Here is a 16,868-nt window from a genome sequence, read left to right as displayed (position 1 = left end):
CTCCCGGATGCCCGGGCACGATGAAGTCCGCCGCGCCCCCGCTCCCGGGCCGCCGCGCCCCCGCTCCCGGGCACGCCGCGGCTGCGCCGAACGGTCACAGGGGCTGCGCGGGTGCCCCATACGCGCTGTAATGGCCAACGTGGTCAGTGAGGGCGCTGCGGGACGCGGAACGCGAATGCCGCGTGCCGAAGTTGCCCTCAAAACGCTCACAGGCGGTCCCGAATCACCCGAAAGGCTGCGCCGCGTTCTCGAACAGGTGCTCGTCTTCGCCCGGGCGACCTTCGCCGCCGTGTACGCGCCCGGCGAGGGCGGTGACCCGCTGTGTCTGGTCGAGTCCGCGGGTGTGCCCCGGACGCTGTACGGGCTGCGCGACAGCTACCCCCGCTCCGGCCGCTCCCCGGCGGCCGACGTGCTGCGCACCGGACGGCCGCTCTGGCTCGGACCGCGGGAGCTCGCCGCGTGCCCGGAGGCCCGTCGGGCGCTCTCGCGGCAGTTCTTCCTGGCGGCCCTGCCCGCCTCCGGCGACGGCGGCGGTGCCTGTCTGCTCGCCGTGAGCGAGGAGCCGGCCGGATTCGGCCCCGACGAGCGGGCCTGCCTCGAACTGATCACCGACGCCGTGGCCGCCCCCGTCCCGTCCCGGCCCGCCGAGGGCGACGAGCTGGCGGCGGGCGCCTTCAGCCTCGCCATGGACAGCGGCCGGGTGGAGGTCGGCGACGACATCCTGGAGCTGTTCGGCCTCAGCCCCGACGCCTTCGACGGCAAGGTCGAGACCCTGCTCGGGCTGACCGTGCCGGAGGATCTGCCCTCACTGATGTCCGTGGTCGAGGCCGACCACATGTCCATCGGCGACCGGGAGCTGGAGTTCCGGGTGCTCCAGCCCTCCGGTCCGCCCAGATGGATCAGGCTGCGCGGACGTCTCCTGCCGGGAGGCGAGGGGCAGCCGGCACGGCTCGTGGGCACGGTCGGCGACGCCTCCAAGCTGCGCTCCGACGTCACCGACGTGGCCCGGGTGCAGCGCCTGGCCGCCGCCCTCGCCATCGCCGGCACCGTACGGGACGTCAGCCAGGCCGTCGTCTCCGCCCTGCGCGGCCCGCTCCAGGCCGACCGGATCGCGCTGGCCGAGCTGGAGAACGACCGGCTCGTCGTCACCGTCCTCGACCCGCCCGAACCGGAGGCCTGGCCCGAGCTGTGGCGCCTGGAATGGCGCTCCGAGTGGCCCGACGCGCCCGTGCGCACCATGCCCACGCTCGCCGCCGCCCTGCGCGAGGGACGTTCCCAGATCTGGCCCGCCGGCACCGTCCTGGAGCCCGCCCTCGCCGACGTCGGCCCCGGCGGCCTCGCCGTCCTGCCGCTGCCCGCCGCGGGCCGCATGGCCGGCGCCTGCCTGATCGGCTGGGACGCCCCGCACGACTTCGGCCCCGACGAACGAGCCCTGCTCACCGCCTCCGCCGGCCTCGCCGGACAGGCCCTGATGCGCGCCCACGCCTTCGACGCCGAACACGAACTCGTCGGCATGCTCCAGCGCCAGCTGCTGCCCCGCCGCCTGCCCCCACTGCCCGGCGCGGTCGCCGTCGCCCGGTATCTGCCGAGCACGGCCGGTCTGGAGCTGGGCGGCGACTGGTACGACGTGATCCCGCTGCCCGACAACCACGTCGGCCTGGTCATCGGCGACGTCCAGGGCCACAGCGCGGGCGCCGCCACCCTGATGGGGCAGATGCGCACCGCGCTGCGTGCCTACGCCGTCGAGGGACACCCGCCCGACGTGGTGGTCTCGCGCGCCAACCGCCTGCTCACCGACCTGGAGACCGACCTCTTCGCCACCTGCGCCTATGTCGACGTCGACCTGGAGGAGGGCTCCGCCTGGTGTGTGCGGGCCGGCCACCTGCCGCCGGTGCTGCGTCACCCGGACGGCAGCACGGAGATCGCCGAGGCGGAGGGCGGACCACCGCTCGGCGTGGTCACCCAGGCCGACTTCCCGATGAGCCCGCTGCGGCTCCAGCCCGGTACGGTCATCGCCCTGACCACGGACGGCCTGGTCGAGTCCGTCGAGGCCGACATCGACCAGGGCATGGACCGCTTCGCCCACGGCCTGGCCGTCTCGGACCCCGCCCACCTCGGACTCGTGGCCGACGCCCTGCTCGGCAACGCCCGCCGCAGCGACGACGTCGCCCTGCTCCTGCTGCGCTACGACGGCATGGCCTCCCGCCCGCAGCGCGAGAGCTGGACGGTGTGGCGCGTCCCCCAGGCCGTCGGGCACGCCCGCCGCTTCACCCGCCGCACCCTGCGCGCCTGGGGCGTCGCGGACGACGCCGTGGACGCCGTCCTCCTCGTCGTCTCCGAACTCGTCACCAACGCCCTCGTGCACACCGACGGCCGGGTCCGTCTCGACCTGACCCGGATCAACCACCGGCTGCGGGTCGCCGTCGCCGACTCCTCGCCGCGCACCCCCGTCAAGCCCACCAGCATCGGCTGGGAGGCCACCGGCGGACGCGGCATCCTCCTCGTCGAGGCCATGTCGTCGGCCTGGGGGACCGTGCCCGTCAGCGGCGGCAAGCAGGTGTGGAGCGAGATCACGCCCCTGGAATGAGCACGGCCCGCGCAACGGGGTACCCGGGACCGAGAATCCCCTAGAAGCGAGGTACGTCATGACTCAGCACGTCAGCGACATCATGACCAGCGCCCCGGTCACCGTGGAACCGCAGACCTCCGTGACCGCCGTCGCCCGGATCATGCGCGACCAGGACCTCGGCGCCGTCCTGGTCGCCGACGGCGACCAGCTGCGCGGCCTGGTCACCGACCGTGACCTCGTGGTGCGCGCCCTCGCCGAGGGCGGCGACCCGGAGCAGACCACCGTCGCCGGCGCGTGCAGCGACGACCTGGTCACCGTGGCCCCCGAGGACGACGTGGACCACGCGATCGAACTCATGCGCGAGCATGCCGTACGCCGGCTCCCGGTCGTCGAGAGCGGCCACCCCGTCGGCATCGTGGCCCTCGCCGACCTGGCCATGGAACGCGACCCGGACTCCGCCCTGGGCGACATCAGCGCGGCCCGGCCCAACACCTGAGCGGAACCCGCGGCCGGGCCCGCCGGATGAGCGCCCTGGTCCACGCCGCCCCCCGGCCGTGGTCCGGGGCGCGCCGGTCCGGCCGGTCCCACCAGGCCGGCGCCGGCCGCCCCGGACCGTCCCGTTTGCCCGGTGCACCGCCGGGGACCCGGAAGGACACCTCATCGAACGTGAGCCGCCCCGGTCCGCAGCGGGCCGAGGGCACGACGGGACGCAGAAGGAAGATGAAGTGCCGTGACCGCGCAGATCAGTGACCAACCCGTTGTCCGCCGGCCCGAGACGGGCTGGTCCAGGGCCCGCCGCCTGCGTGGCGCCCGCGCCCTGCGCACCTGCCTTCCGGCGGTCGAGGACGGGAACGCGCCGCGGACGGCGCAGACCGGCACCGAGGGGAACATCTTCCGGGGCGAGGACTGATCCTTTTCTCGCCGTCTTGACCAACGAGCTGCCCGTTCTCCATGGTCCGTTGCCCCGGTGACGCACTATGGTGAAGCAGATGAAGGCACTCGTGCTGTCCGGCGACGCCGGGACACGGTTGAGGCCGATCACGCACACCTCGGCCGACCCACTGCCACCAGTGGCTGACAAGGCTGTCCGCGTCCACGGCCCGGAGTCCGTCGCCGCGCCCGGTGCCACCGACGCGGGCATGATCGTGGGGGACACCGCCACGGAGATCCGGGAGGCCGTGGCCGACGGAGCGACGTCCGGCCTGATCCTCACCTGCGAACGCGGCCCGGAGGGACGGGCTGCCGGCCTGGTGGAGTCCCCCGAACCTGTTTGCGGTGCCCTCGCCCTGGCCGGCGTCCTCAGCCGGGCACCCGGCGTGCCCGGCGTGCACCGTCCCGTCCCGGGCGACGACAGCAAGGTGCCGATCCCTTCATGAACCTTCTCGTCACCGGTGCCGCCGGGCTCATCGGCTCCGCCAACGTCCGTACGCCCCTCGCGTCCGGCGGGCCCGATGCCCCCCGCATCGCGGTGCTGGACGAGCTCGTCCGCGCCGGCACCCCCGGCGACCCCGGACTCGGCCGTCCCCGGCCGGAGTTCGTGCCGAGTGACCTCCACGACGCCCGCCCCGTCGGTGAGTTGACGGCCGACGCCGGCCGACGACCGGCGCGGGCAGCCGACGTGGAGCGCCGACGTCGCCCCCGAGCCGGCCGGGACGCGAGCGGTGTCCTGCGCGCCACCCACTCCGGCGAGCCCACCCGGTCCCACCTGGCCCGCGAGGTGTTCCGGCACCGCGCGGCCCGGCCGGACCGGGTGCGTCCCGTCGGCAGCGCGGCCGGTGCCCGGCCCGCGCTCCCACCCGCCCACAGCGCCCCAGCGCACGGCCGCCGGCAGCAACCGGGCCTGCCACCGCTGCGTGACGGGCGTTGTGCCCCGCCAGAAGTCCCTTCCCGGATCCGCAAGGAGTCCCCTGCGTGAAACGCCATGAGTTCCTGCGGTCGCTGCACAAGGCCAGCGCCAACCGCAACTACCTGGAGATCGGTGTCAACGACGGTCGCAGCCTGACGTTGTCCCGTGTCCCCAGCATCGCCATCGACCCCGCCTTCAAGGTGGTCACCGAGATCCGCTGCGACGTCCACCTGGTGAAGGCCACCAGTGACGACTTCTTCGCCCGGGAGAATCCGCTCGCCCACCTGAAGGGCGGTCGCCACCCCGTCCGCAACCTGCGCCGCGGGCGCAGCCCGATCGGCTACTGGCGGGGCACCACCCTCGACCTGTCGTTCATCGACGGCATGCACCTGTTCGAGTACGCGCTGCGCGACTTCATGAACGTGGAGAAGCACTCCGACTGGGCGAGCGTGATCGTCCTCGACGACATGCTGCCGCGCAACATCGACGAGGCCGCCCGCGACCGGCACACCGGAGCCTGGACCGGTGACGTCTACAAGGTCGTGGAGATCCTCAACCGCTACCGCCCGGACCTGGTCACCGTCCTGGTCGACACGCAGCCCACCGGTCAGCTCGTCGTCTTCGGCGCCGACCCGGACAACACCGTGCTGCACGACAGGTACGACGAGATCATCGCCGAGTTCAAGGTGCCCGACCCGCAGAAGGTGCCCGAGGCGATCCTGGAGCGGGTGCAGGCGGTGACGCCCGAGACCCTGGTGGAGGCGCCGTTCTGGCGCCCGCTGGTGCGGGCCCGCAATCTGGGCGTCCGCCGTTCCCGCGGCTGGGAGCCGCTGCGCAAGGCGCTGGAGCAGCTCTCCGTCAGCCGCTGAGACCCGGGCCGCACAGGCCCTCGCAGGAGGCGGAGCAGGTCCGGTCCGGCGCGAGCACCGGACCGCTCCGCCCGAGCGAGCGACGACGCCTCGGCGTCCTCCGGGGGCAGCGGCGGCGGCTCTCGGGCCGACGACGCGGCGCTCAGGGGGCGCTGTCCGCCGCGCCGACGGGGCCCGCCCGGCGCCGGCGAGGACCAGCGGATCGCCGAGGAGGTCCCCCGGAGACCGAGGCATGACCGCGGAAGGACCTCGGCCGGCTTCCCGGGCCCGGCGCCCGCCGTGCCCGGCAGCCGGAGGCGCTCACGCCTTCCACGCCGTGACCCGGGCCGCCGCCTTCGCACGGACCCGGCCGAGCACCCGCCGTGCCCGGCCCGCCAGCCGTCGTACGGCACCGGGCCCGGGCGGGCGCACCACCCGTACCCCGCCCGCCCCGGCGCGCAGCGCGACCGGCAGCGCGAGGAAACGCGGCTCGTCCGCCTCCGGCGCCGGGCACAACGCGACCCGCCGGACCCCGCCGCCGAGGCCGCCGGCGGGCAGGGCCGCCTCCAGCCGCGCCCCGGGGCCGTCGGGGGACAGGGTGCCGGGAACGTCCGCGGAGGTCTGGCCGGTGAGCCGCAGCAGCACCTCGGTGTCGCCGGGCACGTACAGCGGCAGGGGGGCGCGCAGCCGGTCGCCGGTGACGGTGACGTGCTCGGGCCTGAGTCCGGAGAGTCCCAGGCGCTTGGTCGCGCGGTCGACGTCCAGCGCGAGATGACCGTGGACGGTCCAGTACGGCAGCACCACCCGGCCTGCCACCACACCGGCGGCGGCGGCCGTGGCCCCCTTGCGGGGGACCGGCCCGAGCCGGCACTCCTTGGTCCAGCCGCCCAGCTTGACCCGGACCAGGGCGTCCCACAGGCCGGCGCCCGCCGGGGTGCCGCCGGCCGCGGTGGCGGGGTCGACGGTGGCCGTGGCCCGCAGCACCAGCCGGACGCCGTCGCCGTCCGCCACCGGGACGGCCTCCCGGGTGAACTCCACCGGCTGGAAGTACTGCGCGGAGCTGACGCGTTCCCGCAGCAGCAGGTCCGCCGTGGCCTTCCCGAACTGGTCGACGGTATCGGCGCTCACCCGGACGATCGCCTCGGCCGCGTCCCGCGGCGGATCGGCGGACGCGGTGCCGGCCCGGCCGGACGGGAACGTCATCGGCTGCCCGGCGACCGTGTACTCGGCGGTCAGGCCGATCTTCAGCGTGCCGTCCTCCCACCGGATGTCCCCGGGCTCGGCGCGCAGGGCGACGGACGCCTCCCACTCGGCGAAGGCCACCAGGTCGTCGAACCGGTCGGCGGCGATCAGCTGGGCGATGACCCGCTGGGTCAGTGGCAGCCCGGCCGCGACACCGGGGCCGAACCGCTCCACGACGACACCGCGGATCTCCTCGAAGAGCTCCCTGCGGTAGTCCTCGGGCGCGGCCAGCAGACGCCGGCCGCGCATCCGCTCGACCATCTCGATGCGCAGCCAGCGCCGGTGGAGCCGGTCCCGCAGGGCGCCCGGCGCGGTGTACCGCTCGACGACGTCGAGGGCCTCGCGCAGGTTCTTGAAGTAGCCGACCGGGTCGAAGCGCTGGAAGCCCGCGTTGGAGGCGTCGTCCCGTTTGAGGTGGTAGTAGCAGACGTAGTCGCTGAGCACCGAGACGTTGTCCGCGCGCAGGAACGCCTCGGTGACGAAGACGTGGTCCTCCAGCCGCCGCCGGCCCTCGGGGAAGCGCAGCCCGATGCGGTCGAGGAACGCCCGGCGGAACATCTTGTGCGGGGTGAGGCTGTCGATCAGCGGGGCGTTCTCGACGCTCGCGCGCGGATGATTGCGGCGGAACAGTTCCACCGGCACGCCACGGCCCTTGCCGGCCATCTTGCCGACGACCACGTCGGCGCCGTTGGCCACCCCGTAGTCGTACATCCGCTCCAGGGCCTCGTCGCCGAGGTAGTCGTCGTTGTCGACGAACATGACGTACTCGCCCTCGGAGGCGGCGATGCCGACGTTGCGGGGCTTGCCCGACCAGCCGGAGGGCTCCTGGTGGATCACCTTCACCCGCGGGTTCCCGGCGGCAAGAGCGTCGAGCCGGGCGGGGGTCGCGTCGGTGGAGCCGTCGTCGACGAAGACCATCTCGTACTCGTCGGGAGGCAGCGACTGCCTCAGCAGTGAGGCGATGCAGTCCTCGATGTAGATCCCCGGGTTGTAGACGGGAACGATGACGCTGACCTTGACCGGCATCGGTCTCCGGGCCCCCTTGGATCGCTGGCCGCGTGCGACATGAGCTGCTGCGCGTGGGCCGATGCTAACGCCACCGGGTGCGCCGGCCGTCTCCGGCCCCCGACAGGCGCCCGCCGTGTTCCGGCCGGGCGTGCGGCACGGTCCGGTGGATCCGGGGATCGGGCAGCGGAACGGCGGCCCAGACCGTGCCGGCGCCAACCCGGCCTGGGCTGAGGGGCCTTGGGACACCGCGTGCCGCGACAGGCGAACGGTGGTGACGGTGGTGAGGGCTCCTCGACCCGGACGTCGTCCAGCTGCCCGGTGGCGCCCGGCCCCTAGGACGCGGCGACGCACGGCGAGTTGCCGGTGTGGCGCGGGCAGGCCGCGAGCCGTGACCGCTCCGGTCCGCCTAGGCTGACCCTGTGCGTCTGCTGCTGATGTCCGACACCCACCTGCCCAAGCGCGCCAAGGAACTCCCCGCGCCCCTGCTCGCCGAACTCCCGCACGCCGACGTCGTGTTCCACGCCGGTGACTGGGTCGACACGGCCACCCTCGACCTGCTGGAGAGCCGCAGCCGCAGACTCGTCGCCGTGTACGGCAACAACGACGGGCCGCCGCTGCGCGCCCGGCTGCCCGAGGTCGCGTACACGGAGCTTGAGGGCCTGCGCTTCGCCGTCGTCCACGAGACGGGCCCCGCCCAGGGGCGCGAGGCGCGCTGCGCCGCCCGCTTCCCCGACGCCGACGTGCTGGTCTTCGGGCACAGCCACATCCCCTGGGACACCACCGCGCCCACCGGCCTGCGTCTGCTCAACCCCGGCTCCCCGACCGACCGCCGCCGCCAGCCCCACCGCACCTACATGACCGCGGCCGTGACCGACGGCCGGCTCACCGACGTGACCCTCCACCCGCTGCCGCCGCGATGACGCACCACCCGTACGGCTGATCCGCTGCCGGCCCTGGCGCGGCAGGCGTTCGGGAAGGCCCCGGGACACCGTCCTCACCGCGGCGGGGACGGCGGTGTCCCGGGCACCGGCGTCCTTGAGGAGCCGGCCGGGTGGATCGCCCCCGCCGTCCTGGTCAGGGGGACGCCGCTGCCGCCCCAGCGCAGCGCGACGATCTCGGCGGCGACGGACACCGCGACCTCCTCGGGGGTACGGGCGCCGAGGTCGAGGCCGACCGGGGAGCGCAGCCGGGACAGCTCGGCCTCGGTGAGGCCGGCCTCGGCCAGCCGTGTCCTGCGGTCGTCGTGCGTCCGGCGGCTGCCCATCGCCCCGATGTACGCGGCCGGCCGGCGCAGGGCCTCCTCCAGCAGCGGCACGTCGAACTTCGGGTCGTGGGTGAGCACGCAGATCACCGTCCGCCCGTCGGTGTCCGTGTCGCGCAGGTAGCGGTGCGGCCAGTCCACGACCACCTCCACACCGTGCGGGAAGCGCTTCGGCGTGGCGAAGACCGGCCGGGCGTCGCACACCGTGACCCGGTAGCCGAGGAAGCCGCCGATCCGGGCGACCGCGGCGGCGTAGTCGATCGCGCCGAAGACCAGCATGCGCGGCGGGGGAGCGAAGGAGTGCAGGAAGACGGTGACCGTGTCCGCGCGGCGCTCGCCGTGCGGTCCGTAGTGGCGCAGCCCTGTGGCACCGACGGCGAGTTCGCCGCGCGCGTCGGCGGTGACGGCCGCATCCAGGCCGTCCGTGCCGAGCGTGCCGAGCGTGCCGGGTGTGCCGAGCGTTCCGGGTGTGCCGAGCGTGCCGGCGACCCGGTCGGGCCACACAGCGAGCGTGGCGCCGCGCGGCGCCGGCCCGTCGGTCACCGTCGCGACGGTCACCGGACGGCCCGCGGCGACCGACTCGGCGACCGCGCCGAAGGACGGGTCGGTCCGCGCGGTCACCGGCCGCACCAGCAGGGTGATCTCGCCGCCGCAGGTCAGCCCGACCGCGAAGGCGTCCTCGTCGCTGTACCCGAAGCGCTCCAGACGGGCTTCCCCGCTCGCCACCACCTCCTGGGCGAGCGCGAGGACCGCCCCCTCGACACAGCCCCCCGACACACTGCCCACGACCTCGTCGTCCGGGCCGACGGCCATGGCCGCACCCGCGTCGCGCGGCGCGCTGCGGCTGACCTCGACCACCGTGGCCAGCCCGAAGGGCGTCCGGGCCGCGTACCAGCCGCTCAGCACCGGGAGAAGGTCACGCATGATCCGCTCCTTTCGCGGCAGCCACCTCGGCCCCGGGCCCCGCCCCGGCCGGAACGGGCTCATCGCCTCACCCGCTCACCGGGCCGGGTACCCCCGTGCCAGTCTGCCCGGCCCCCGTGCCGGCTTCGACCGCGTACCGCCGGGTGCGGTACGGACGGCAGGCCGTCGTATTCCCGGGCACGAGCGGCGTCGCCCCGCACGCCGTGCCATCGTGGTGCCATGACCATCGAGGTGCGTCCGGCTTCGGTCTTCGAGGACGTCCGTGCTCTGCTCGGCCCCAAGTCACCCGGAGCCACCGTCTGCTGGTGCCTGAGCCACCGGATCCCGTCCCGGCTCAACAACGAGCTGCGTGGTCCGGCCCGCGGCGCCTACGTCGCCGAGCTGTGCCGCACCGGCCCCCCTCCCGGGGTGCTCGCCTACGACGGTGACGAGCCGGTCGGCTGGGCCGCTGTGGCGCCGCGTTCGGACACCTCCTTCGCACGCAGCCGCAGGATCCCGCACGTCGACGGCGCGCCGGTCTGGTCGCTGTGGTGCATCCGGGTCCGCCCCGGTCACCGCGGGCAGGGGATCTCGCACGCCCCGATCGCCGGCGCGGTCGGCTTCGCCCGCGCCCACGGCGCACCGGCGGTCGAGGCGTATCCCCTCGACAACGGCGACGCGAAGGTCGACCTGACGATGGCCTACGCCGGGATCCGCAGGAACTTCGAACGCGCCGGGTTCGTCCACGCCGCCGACACCACCTCGGTGCTCTCCGGTCACCCCCGGGTCCTGATGCGACTGGACCTGCGCCGGCCGATCCGCCCCGGCACCACCGGTTGAGCGTTAATCCGTTGCCGTCGTGCCCCCGGAGCTGGTGCACTCGGGGTGACCTTGTCGCCGCACGATCCAGGAGCAGCAATGCGAGCACCGTTCATGTCCCCCTCGGAAGGAACGACCCCCACTCCAAAGGACATGACGCTTCGTGCACGTACTCAACCTGGGCATCCTCGCGCATGTCGACGCGGGTAAGACGAGCCTGACCGAGCGGCTGCTGCACTCGGCCGGTGTGATCGACGAGATCGGCAGCGTCGACGCCGGGAACACGCAGACCGACACCCTCGCGCTGGAGCGCCGGCGCGGCATCACCATCAAGTCCGCCGTCGTCTCGTTCGCGATCGACGACGTGACCGTCAACCTCATCGACACACCGGGCCACCCGGACTTCATCGCCGAGGTGGAGCGGGTGCTCGGCGTCCTCGACGGGGCCGTGCTGGTCGTCTCGGCCGTGGAGGGCGTGCAGGCGCAGACCCGGGTGCTCATGCGGACCCTGCGACGCCTGCGCATCCCCACGCTCGTCTTCGTCAACAAGATCGACCGGCGGGGCGCCCGCCACGAGGGTGTCCTGCGGGCGCTCGGCGAACGGCTGGGGGCGGCCGTCGTCCCGATGGGAACGACCGAAGGACTCGGCACCCGCGACGCCCGCTTCACATCCGCTCTCGGCCCGGCCGCACTCGACGTCCTCGCCGGGCAGGACGACGACCTGCTCTCCGCCTACGTCGAGGGCACCCTCTCCGACGCCCGGCTTCGAGCCGCCCTCGCCTCCCGAACCCGGCGGACCCTGGTGCACCCCGTGTACTTCGGCTCCGCCGTCACGGGCGCGGGCGTGCCCGAGCTGGTCACCGGGATCAGGGAACTGCTGCCCGCCGCGGGCGGCGAACCCGAAGGGCCGGTCTCCGGCACCGTGTTCAAGGTCGAGCGCGGCCCGGCGGGGGAGAAGATCGCGTACGCGCGGATGTTCTCCGGCACCCTCCGTGTCCGCGACCGCGTCCTGTTCGCGGACGCCCGTGCGGAAGGCCGGGTCACCGCGATCAGCGTCTTCGACCACGGCACGGACGTGCGCCGGGACACGGTCCGCGCGGGCCGGATCGCCCGGCTGTGGGGCCTCGCCGACATCCGGATCGGTGACGCGCTGGGTGAACCCCGCACGGCCGACGGCCACTTCTTCGCGCCGCCCACCCTGGAGACGGTCGTCGTCCCCGGGCCGGGCACGGACCGGCGGGCCCTGCACCTGGCGCTCACCCGGCTCGCCGAACAGGACCCGCTGATCGGCCTGCGGCACGACGAGCTCCGGCAGGAGACCTCCGTCTCCCTCTACGGGGAAGTGCAGAAGGAGGTCCTCCAGGCCACCCTCGCCGAGGACTTCGGCCTCGACGTCGCCTTCCGGGAGACCACGCCCCTGTGCGTCGAGCGCCCCGCCGGAACGGGCGGCGCGGTCGAGGTCGGCGAGAAGGACGCCCACCCCTTCCTCGCGACCGTCGGCCTGCGCGTCGACCCGGCCCCGGCCGGGGCGGGGGCGGACTTCCGGCTGGAGGTGGAGCTCGGCTCCATGCCGTATGCGTTCTTCAAGGCCGTGGAGGACACCGTGCGCGACACCCTCGGCCAGGGACTGCACGGCTGGCAGGTCACCGACTGCACGGTGACCATGACCCACTGCGGCTACTGGCCCCGGCAGAGCCACGCCCACCAGGGCTTCGACAAGAGCATGTCCAGCACCGGCGCGGACTTCCGCGGCCTGACCCCGCTGGTCCTCGTCGAGGCACTGCGGCGCGCGGGCACGCAGGTGCACGAGCCGATGCACCGCTTCCGCGTCGAGGCCCCGGCGGACACCCTCGGCGCCCTGCTGCCGGTGCTGGCCGCGCTGCGGGCCGTACCGCGGACCACCGGGACCAGGGGCGGCAGCTGCGTACTGGAAGGCGTGGTTCCGGCGGACCGGGTGCACGCGCTGGAGCAGCGGCTGCCGGGGCTCACCCGGGGCGAGGGGGAACTGGAGAGCGGCTTCGACCACTACGCGCCCGTCACCCGCGGCACGCTCCCGAGCCGGCCGCGCACGGACCACAACCCGCTGAACCGCAAGGAGTACCTGCTGAACGTGGCGCGCCGGGCGGGCGGGTGAGGGCCCGCGCCGGAAAGCAGAAACTTACTCAGCAGTCAGATGGTGTTGACGTTGTCACGAAATCGTCGGACTGTAATGGACATGCCGAATATACGCGCGCGTCTGCTCGTTGTTCTGGTGGTCCTCTCCGGATTCCTGACGGTGGCGGGCGTGCGGCCCGCCACCGCCGAAGCCCTCCCCGACTCCCTCTGGTTCGACGACACCCCGCTGACCGTGCAGGACGGCGGATTCACCGACGGCCACGGCCGCGAGGTCGTGCTGCGCGGCTACAACGTCTCCGGCGAGACCAAGCTGGCGGAGAACAAGGGCCTGCCCTTCGCCTCGGTCGCCGACGCGAAGAAGTCCGCGACCGCGCTGCGCGCCCTCGGCGGCGGCAACTCGGTCCGCTTCCTGCTCTCCTGGGCGTACGCCGAACCCGTACGCGGCCAGGTCGACACCGCCTACCTGGCCGCCGCCACCGGCCAGATGCGCGCGTTCCTCGCCGCCGGCATCCGCGTCTACCCCGACTTCCACCAGGACCTCTACTCCCGGTACCTGTTCGACCCGGACAGCTGGTACACCGGCGACGGTGCTCCCCAGTGGGCGGTGGACGCCGGGACCTACCCGGACGAGAGCTGCGGGATCTGTCTGTTCTGGGGCCAGAACATCACCCAGAACGAGGCCGTGAAGCAGGCGGCGTACGACTTCTGGCACAACGCGTACGGCCTCCAGGACGCGTTCCTCACCACGGCCCAGAAGACCATGGCCTACGTCAGACAGCACGTTTCCGCCGCGGAGTTCGCGGGAGTCGTCGGCTTCGACCCCTACAACGAGCCGCACGCCGGGGTGTACGACTCCGGCCAGAGCAGCCGTGCCTGGGAACGCGACGTGCTGTGGCCGTTCTACGAGAAGTTCCGCGCCCGCATGGACGCGGCCGGCTGGCAGGACAAGCCCGCCTTCGTGGAGCCGAACCTGTTCTGGAACGCCAACATCAGCTTCCAGAAGCAGGAGGGCGGCCTGCTGGACGCCGGCACCCTCGGTCCGGACCACGTCTTCAACACCCACTTCTACGACCAGAAGGCCATCTCCGGGATCCTGATGCCGGGCAAGGCCGGGGACGGCCAGTACGCGGCGGACTTCGCAGCCGTCCGCGACCGCGCGGCGGCCACCGGCACGGCCGCCATCGTCAGCGAGTTCGGCCACCCCCTGGCAGGCACCGTCTCCGACAAGGCGCCGACGGTCCTCAAGGCGATGTACCAGGCACTCGACTCCCGCCTGCCCGGGGCGAGTTGGTGGTCCGACCCGAAGATGTCCGGCTCGGTGCTCTCCGGCTCGCAGTGGCAGTGGGACATCTACAACGGCCGCCACCACGAGCTGATGAACGGCAACCCCGACAAGGTGCTCACCTCCGGCGACGCCTGGAACGACGAGGACCTGTCGGCCGTGCGCCTCGACGACTCGGGAACGGTCGTGCCGCGTCAGGACACCCGGCTGCTGGACCGCCTCTACCCGAGCGCCACGGCCGGCACGACCGTCGCCTTCACCTATGAGGACCGCTCCCGGGACGGATCCACCACCCTGACCTGGAACCCGGTCCCGAGCTCACTGCCGAACGTCGCCCGGCTGGTCGGCTCGGGCCAGTACGGGCTGCTGCTGTGGCGCTCCGACGGCACCACGGCCCCCACCGAACTGCACCTGCCCGCCTCCTTCCCGACCTCGACGACCACGGTGGTCTCCGACCTGGGCACGTCCTACGCCCCGCCGGCCTACACGGCCGCCACCCCGATCGCGGCGGCCCGGGAACCGGGCGGCACCGGAAGCCGCCGCCTCCTGCTCACCGCCCCGGACAACGGTGTCCTGCACTACGCGCTGGTGACCAACGGGACGACGGCCCCCGCGACGGACCTGCTGAACGCGGCCCGCTCCGAGCTGTCCGCGTGGGCGGCCCAGCGGATCCGCTGAGCGCACCTGCTCCTCCCCTCACGTCAGAGCCGGGACCGGACCCGGGCCGGACACCGCCTCCACGACGAGGCCGGGCCGGCCCGGCTCCAGCGGATCCGGGCCGGCCCCGGGGAGGGACAGGCGCTGAACGGGCTCAGGAAGCCGGACCCGTCCAGCCCGCGCCCACGTGGCCCAGGCGGACGCGCTGCGGATGGTCGCCCACCGCCACCGACACCGTCTTCCTCCCGGTGGCGAAGTCGATCGCGGTGACCTGGTCGGCGCCGCTCTCCGACACCACGCAGCTCCTGCCGTCGCCGCTGACGGTCGCCCAGTACGGCTTGGACACGGTGACCAGCGGGCCCTCCTTGAGGGTGGCGCGGTCGACGACGGTCGCGTAGTCGTCCATCGTGCCCGCCACGCACAGCTTGGAGCCGTCCGGCTTCATCGAGATGCCGTGGTGGCGCGAGTCGTTGACGAACGTCGTACGGTCGTCGCTGGTCGCCGGGTTCTTCGGCAGCGTCTTCGTCCGGGTGATCTTGTCGGTGGCGATGTCGTACTCGAAGAACCCGTTGAAGAAGGACACCTGGAAGTAGAGCCTGGACTCGTCGGGCGAGAAGACGGCCGGGCGGACTGCGTCGGAGTAGTCGGACAGGCCGATCGCGTCCAGCCGCGCCCGCATGTCGATGACCTTGACCTGCTTGTACGTCGTGGCGTCGACGACCGTGATGTACCGGTTGCCCTTCGTCCAGTCCAGCCACGGGGCGTCGGTGGCGGTGTTCACGTCGCCGATGGACATGTTCCAGAGGTACGTGCCGTCGGCGGTGAAGATGTTCTCGTGCGGCTTGTCGCCCGTGGCGAAGGAGCCGAGCTGCTTGCCGGTGGTGATGTCGAGCACGTGCACGGTGTTGCCGGTCGAGGCGGACACCGCGACCCGCCTGCCGTCGGGGGAGACCGCCATGTGGTCGGCGCGGTAACCCGACACGGCGAACCGCCAGTTGATGCGGCCGGTGGCGAGGTCGATCGAGACGACGTCGGCGAAGCTCGGCCGTGAGACCACCACCGACGTGCCGTCCGGCGTGGAGTACATGTCGTCGACGAACTGGTCGTGGCCCTCACCGACGCTGTTGCGGATCGTCATGAAGGCGATCCACCGGATCGGGTCGGCGTTGATCTCCGCCATCCGCTGGTCCTTGTCCGGGACCACGTTGATACGGCCGATCTTCGCGAAGTCACCGGTGGACTTGATGACGTCGGCGGTGCCCTCCCAGTTGTTGCCCACGAACATCACCTCGCGCAGGGCGGCGGCCGAAGTGTCCGAGGCCTCCGCGGCGGCGGTCGCGGCGGTCGCGGGGGCGGTGACGGTGAGCACGAGGGCGGCGGCTACGGAGCATAGGTGCCTGGGTCGGAAAGCAGGCATGACTGCTCTCTCCTCTGGATGGGCGGCTCATGACTAGGACATGCCAAGACGGAGGGGCGCATCTGAACACGAGTGGATTCAGATTCAACTTACTGCAAAGTAAGGAAGGGGTGCCCTTCTCCACAAGACTGCGTACAGGACAAAATCGGCGTGCGAACGGAACGCCCGACGGCCGGGCGGGACAAGGAGGCACGGTGACAGGCAGGCTCAAGGCGCCGACCGGCCGTTACGGCGGCAAGACCGCCGCGCAGCGGCAGGCCGAGCGGCGCCGCCGCTTCCTGGACGCCGCACTCCGGCTCTTCGGCGACACCCCCGGCTACCGCGCCACCACCGTCGCGGCGCTCAGCGAGGCCGCGGGCCTGTCCACCCGCCAGTTCTACGAGGAGTTCCGCACCCTCGAGGACGTGCTGGCCGCCCTGCACCTCCAGGTCAACGACTGGGCCGAGCAGGCCGTGCTGCTCGCCCTGACCGGCGCGGGAGACCTGCCGCTCGCCGAACGCGCCGCGGCGATCTTCCGCGCGTACGCCGCGAACGTCACCGGGGACCCGCGCCGGATCCGCATCACCTTCGTCGAGATCATCGGCGTCAGTCCGCGCCTGGAGGAACAGCGCCTGGCCCGCCGCGCCCGCTGGGTCGACCTCGTGTGCGCCGAGGCCGAGGCCGCAGTGGGCCGCGGGGAAGCGGCGCCGCGCGACTACCGGCTCGCCGCGGCGGCGTTCATCGGCAGCGTCAACGGGCTGCTCCACGACTGGAACGCCGGATGGGTGGACGCGACCCTGGACGAGGTCGTCGAGGAACTGGTCCGCCAGCTGCTGGGCATCCTGCGCCCACCGGGCTGGACACCGGCGGGCTCCTGAAGGGCGCACCCATCCCGGTCGCTTCCCGCCGGCCGGACGCGGAC

At 73.2% G+C, this 16,868-nt stretch carries 13 protein-coding genes and 1 pseudogene; 11 read left to right on the top strand and 3 right to left on the bottom strand.

All coding sequences use genetic code 11. From position 1 onward, the window contains the following. The first annotated feature begins 130 nt into the window (after nt 1-130). From ACWD0J_RS31120 to ACWD0J_RS31095, 6 genes and pseudogenes are all read left to right on the top strand, one after another. Nucleotides 131-2,587 (top strand): SpoIIE family protein phosphatase, encoded by a 2,457-nt coding sequence (locus ACWD0J_RS31120; protein ID WP_451499179.1) that lies wholly within the window; start codon nt 131-133, stop codon nt 2,585-2,587. A gap of 58 nt (nt 2,588-2,645) precedes the next feature. Beyond that, nucleotides 2,646-3,065: a CBS domain-containing protein gene (locus tag ACWD0J_RS31115; protein ID WP_451499178.1), complete on the top strand. Its 420-nt coding sequence runs from the start codon at nt 2,646-2,648 to the stop codon at nt 3,063-3,065. Between the two features lie 234 nt (nt 3,066-3,299). Next, nucleotides 3,300-3,479, top strand: coding sequence for a hypothetical protein (locus ACWD0J_RS31110; RefSeq protein ID WP_451499177.1), 180 nt, complete (start codon nt 3,300-3,302; stop codon nt 3,477-3,479). Between the two features lie 79 nt (nt 3,480-3,558). Further along, nucleotides 3,559-3,828, top strand: a pseudogene (locus ACWD0J_RS31105) (sugar phosphate nucleotidyltransferase); the annotation flags it as partial. 113 nt (nt 3,829-3,941) lie between these two features. Next, nucleotides 3,942-4,484 (top strand): hypothetical protein, encoded by a 543-nt coding sequence (locus tag ACWD0J_RS31100; RefSeq protein WP_451499176.1) that lies wholly within the window; start codon nt 3,942-3,944, stop codon nt 4,482-4,484. Then, the gene (locus tag ACWD0J_RS31095) at nt 4,481-5,284 is read left to right on the top strand and encodes a class I SAM-dependent methyltransferase (RefSeq protein WP_451499175.1); all 804 of its coding nucleotides are present in this window, start codon (nt 4,481-4,483) and stop codon (nt 5,282-5,284) included. The genes ACWD0J_RS31100 and ACWD0J_RS31095 overlap by 4 nt, the downstream gene beginning before the upstream one ends. 300 nt (nt 5,285-5,584) lie before the next feature. Here ACWD0J_RS31095 and ACWD0J_RS31090 read toward each other — a convergent pair whose 3' ends face one another. Beyond that, nucleotides 5,585-7,531: a glycosyltransferase family 2 protein gene (locus tag ACWD0J_RS31090; RefSeq protein ID WP_451499174.1), complete on the bottom strand. Its 1,947-nt coding sequence runs from the start codon at nt 7,529-7,531 to the stop codon at nt 5,585-5,587. Nucleotides 7,532-7,932: 401 nt separating this feature from the next. Here ACWD0J_RS31090 and ACWD0J_RS31085 point away from each other — a divergent pair, with 401 nt between their 5' ends. After that, complete coding sequence (locus tag ACWD0J_RS31085) at nt 7,933-8,433, top strand: metallophosphoesterase family protein (protein WP_451499173.1); 501 nt, start codon at nt 7,933-7,935, stop codon at nt 8,431-8,433. A gap of 74 nt (nt 8,434-8,507) precedes the next feature. Here ACWD0J_RS31085 and ACWD0J_RS31080 read toward each other — a convergent pair whose 3' ends face one another. Next, a complete protein-coding gene (locus tag ACWD0J_RS31080; RefSeq protein WP_451499172.1) occupies nt 8,508-9,698 on the bottom strand; it encodes an XdhC family protein in 1,191 nt (396 codons plus the stop codon). A gap of 219 nt (nt 9,699-9,917) precedes the next feature. On the opposite strand from ACWD0J_RS31080, the gene ACWD0J_RS31075 reads away from it, so the two are divergent. From ACWD0J_RS31075 to ACWD0J_RS31065, 3 genes are all read left to right on the top strand, one after another. Next, nucleotides 9,918-10,517 (top strand): GNAT family N-acetyltransferase, encoded by a 600-nt coding sequence (locus tag ACWD0J_RS31075; RefSeq protein ID WP_451499171.1) that lies wholly within the window; start codon nt 9,918-9,920, stop codon nt 10,515-10,517. 142 nt (nt 10,518-10,659) lie between these two features. After that, nucleotides 10,660-12,630 (top strand): GTP-binding protein, encoded by a 1,971-nt coding sequence (locus ACWD0J_RS31070; RefSeq protein ID WP_451499170.1) that lies wholly within the window; start codon nt 10,660-10,662, stop codon nt 12,628-12,630. Nucleotides 12,631-12,705: 75 nt separating this feature from the next. Further along, entirely contained in the window at nt 12,706-14,571 is a 1,866-nt protein-coding gene (locus ACWD0J_RS31065; RefSeq protein WP_451499169.1) for a cellulase family glycosylhydrolase, read from the top strand. A 133-nt stretch (nt 14,572-14,704) separates the two neighbouring features. Here the strand turns inward: ACWD0J_RS31065 and ACWD0J_RS31060 are convergent, their stop codons facing one another. Next, nucleotides 14,705-15,967 carry a YncE family protein gene (locus tag ACWD0J_RS31060; protein ID WP_451499168.1) on the bottom strand — a complete coding sequence of 421 codons (1,263 nt, stop codon included), beginning with the start codon at nt 15,965-15,967 and terminating at the stop codon, nt 14,705-14,707. Nucleotides 15,968-16,161: 194 nt separating this feature from the next. On the opposite strand from ACWD0J_RS31060, the gene ACWD0J_RS31055 reads away from it, so the two are divergent. Continuing rightward, nucleotides 16,162-16,824 (top strand): TetR/AcrR family transcriptional regulator, encoded by a 663-nt coding sequence (locus ACWD0J_RS31055; protein ID WP_451499167.1) that lies wholly within the window; start codon nt 16,162-16,164, stop codon nt 16,822-16,824. The last annotated feature ends 44 nt before the right edge of the window (nt 16,825-16,868 follow it).

It is taken from the genome of Streptomyces sp. NPDC003011 (assembly GCF_053591515.1).
The sequence above is the reverse complement of the archived record's forward strand: the minus strand, read 5'-3'. Positions and strand labels throughout refer to the sequence as shown.

Bases quoted from the DNA above. Each gene is read 5' to 3' on its own strand.
- ACWD0J_RS31120 (WP_451499179.1), top strand. From the start codon at position 131: ATGGCCAACGTGGTCAGTGAGGGCGCTGCGGGACGCGGAACGCGAATG.
- ACWD0J_RS31115 (WP_451499178.1), top strand. From the start codon at position 2,646: ATGACTCAGCACGTCAGCGACATCATGACCAGCGCCCCGGTCACCGTG.
- ACWD0J_RS31100 (WP_451499176.1), top strand. From the start codon at position 3,942: ATGAACCTTCTCGTCACCGGTGCCGCCGGGCTCATCGGCTCCGCCAAC.
- ACWD0J_RS31090 (WP_451499174.1), bottom strand. From the start codon at position 7,531: ATGCCGGTCAAGGTCAGCGTCATCGTTCCCGTCTACAACCCGGGGATC.
- ACWD0J_RS31080 (WP_451499172.1), bottom strand. From the start codon at position 9,698: ATGCGTGACCTTCTCCCGGTGCTGAGCGGCTGGTACGCGGCCCGGACG.
- ACWD0J_RS31075 (WP_451499171.1), top strand. From the start codon at position 9,918: ATGACCATCGAGGTGCGTCCGGCTTCGGTCTTCGAGGACGTCCGTGCT.
- ACWD0J_RS31065 (WP_451499169.1), top strand. From the start codon at position 12,706: ATGGACATGCCGAATATACGCGCGCGTCTGCTCGTTGTTCTGGTGGTC.
- ACWD0J_RS31060 (WP_451499168.1), bottom strand. From the start codon at position 15,967: ATGCCTGCTTTCCGACCCAGGCACCTATGCTCCGTAGCCGCCGCCCTC.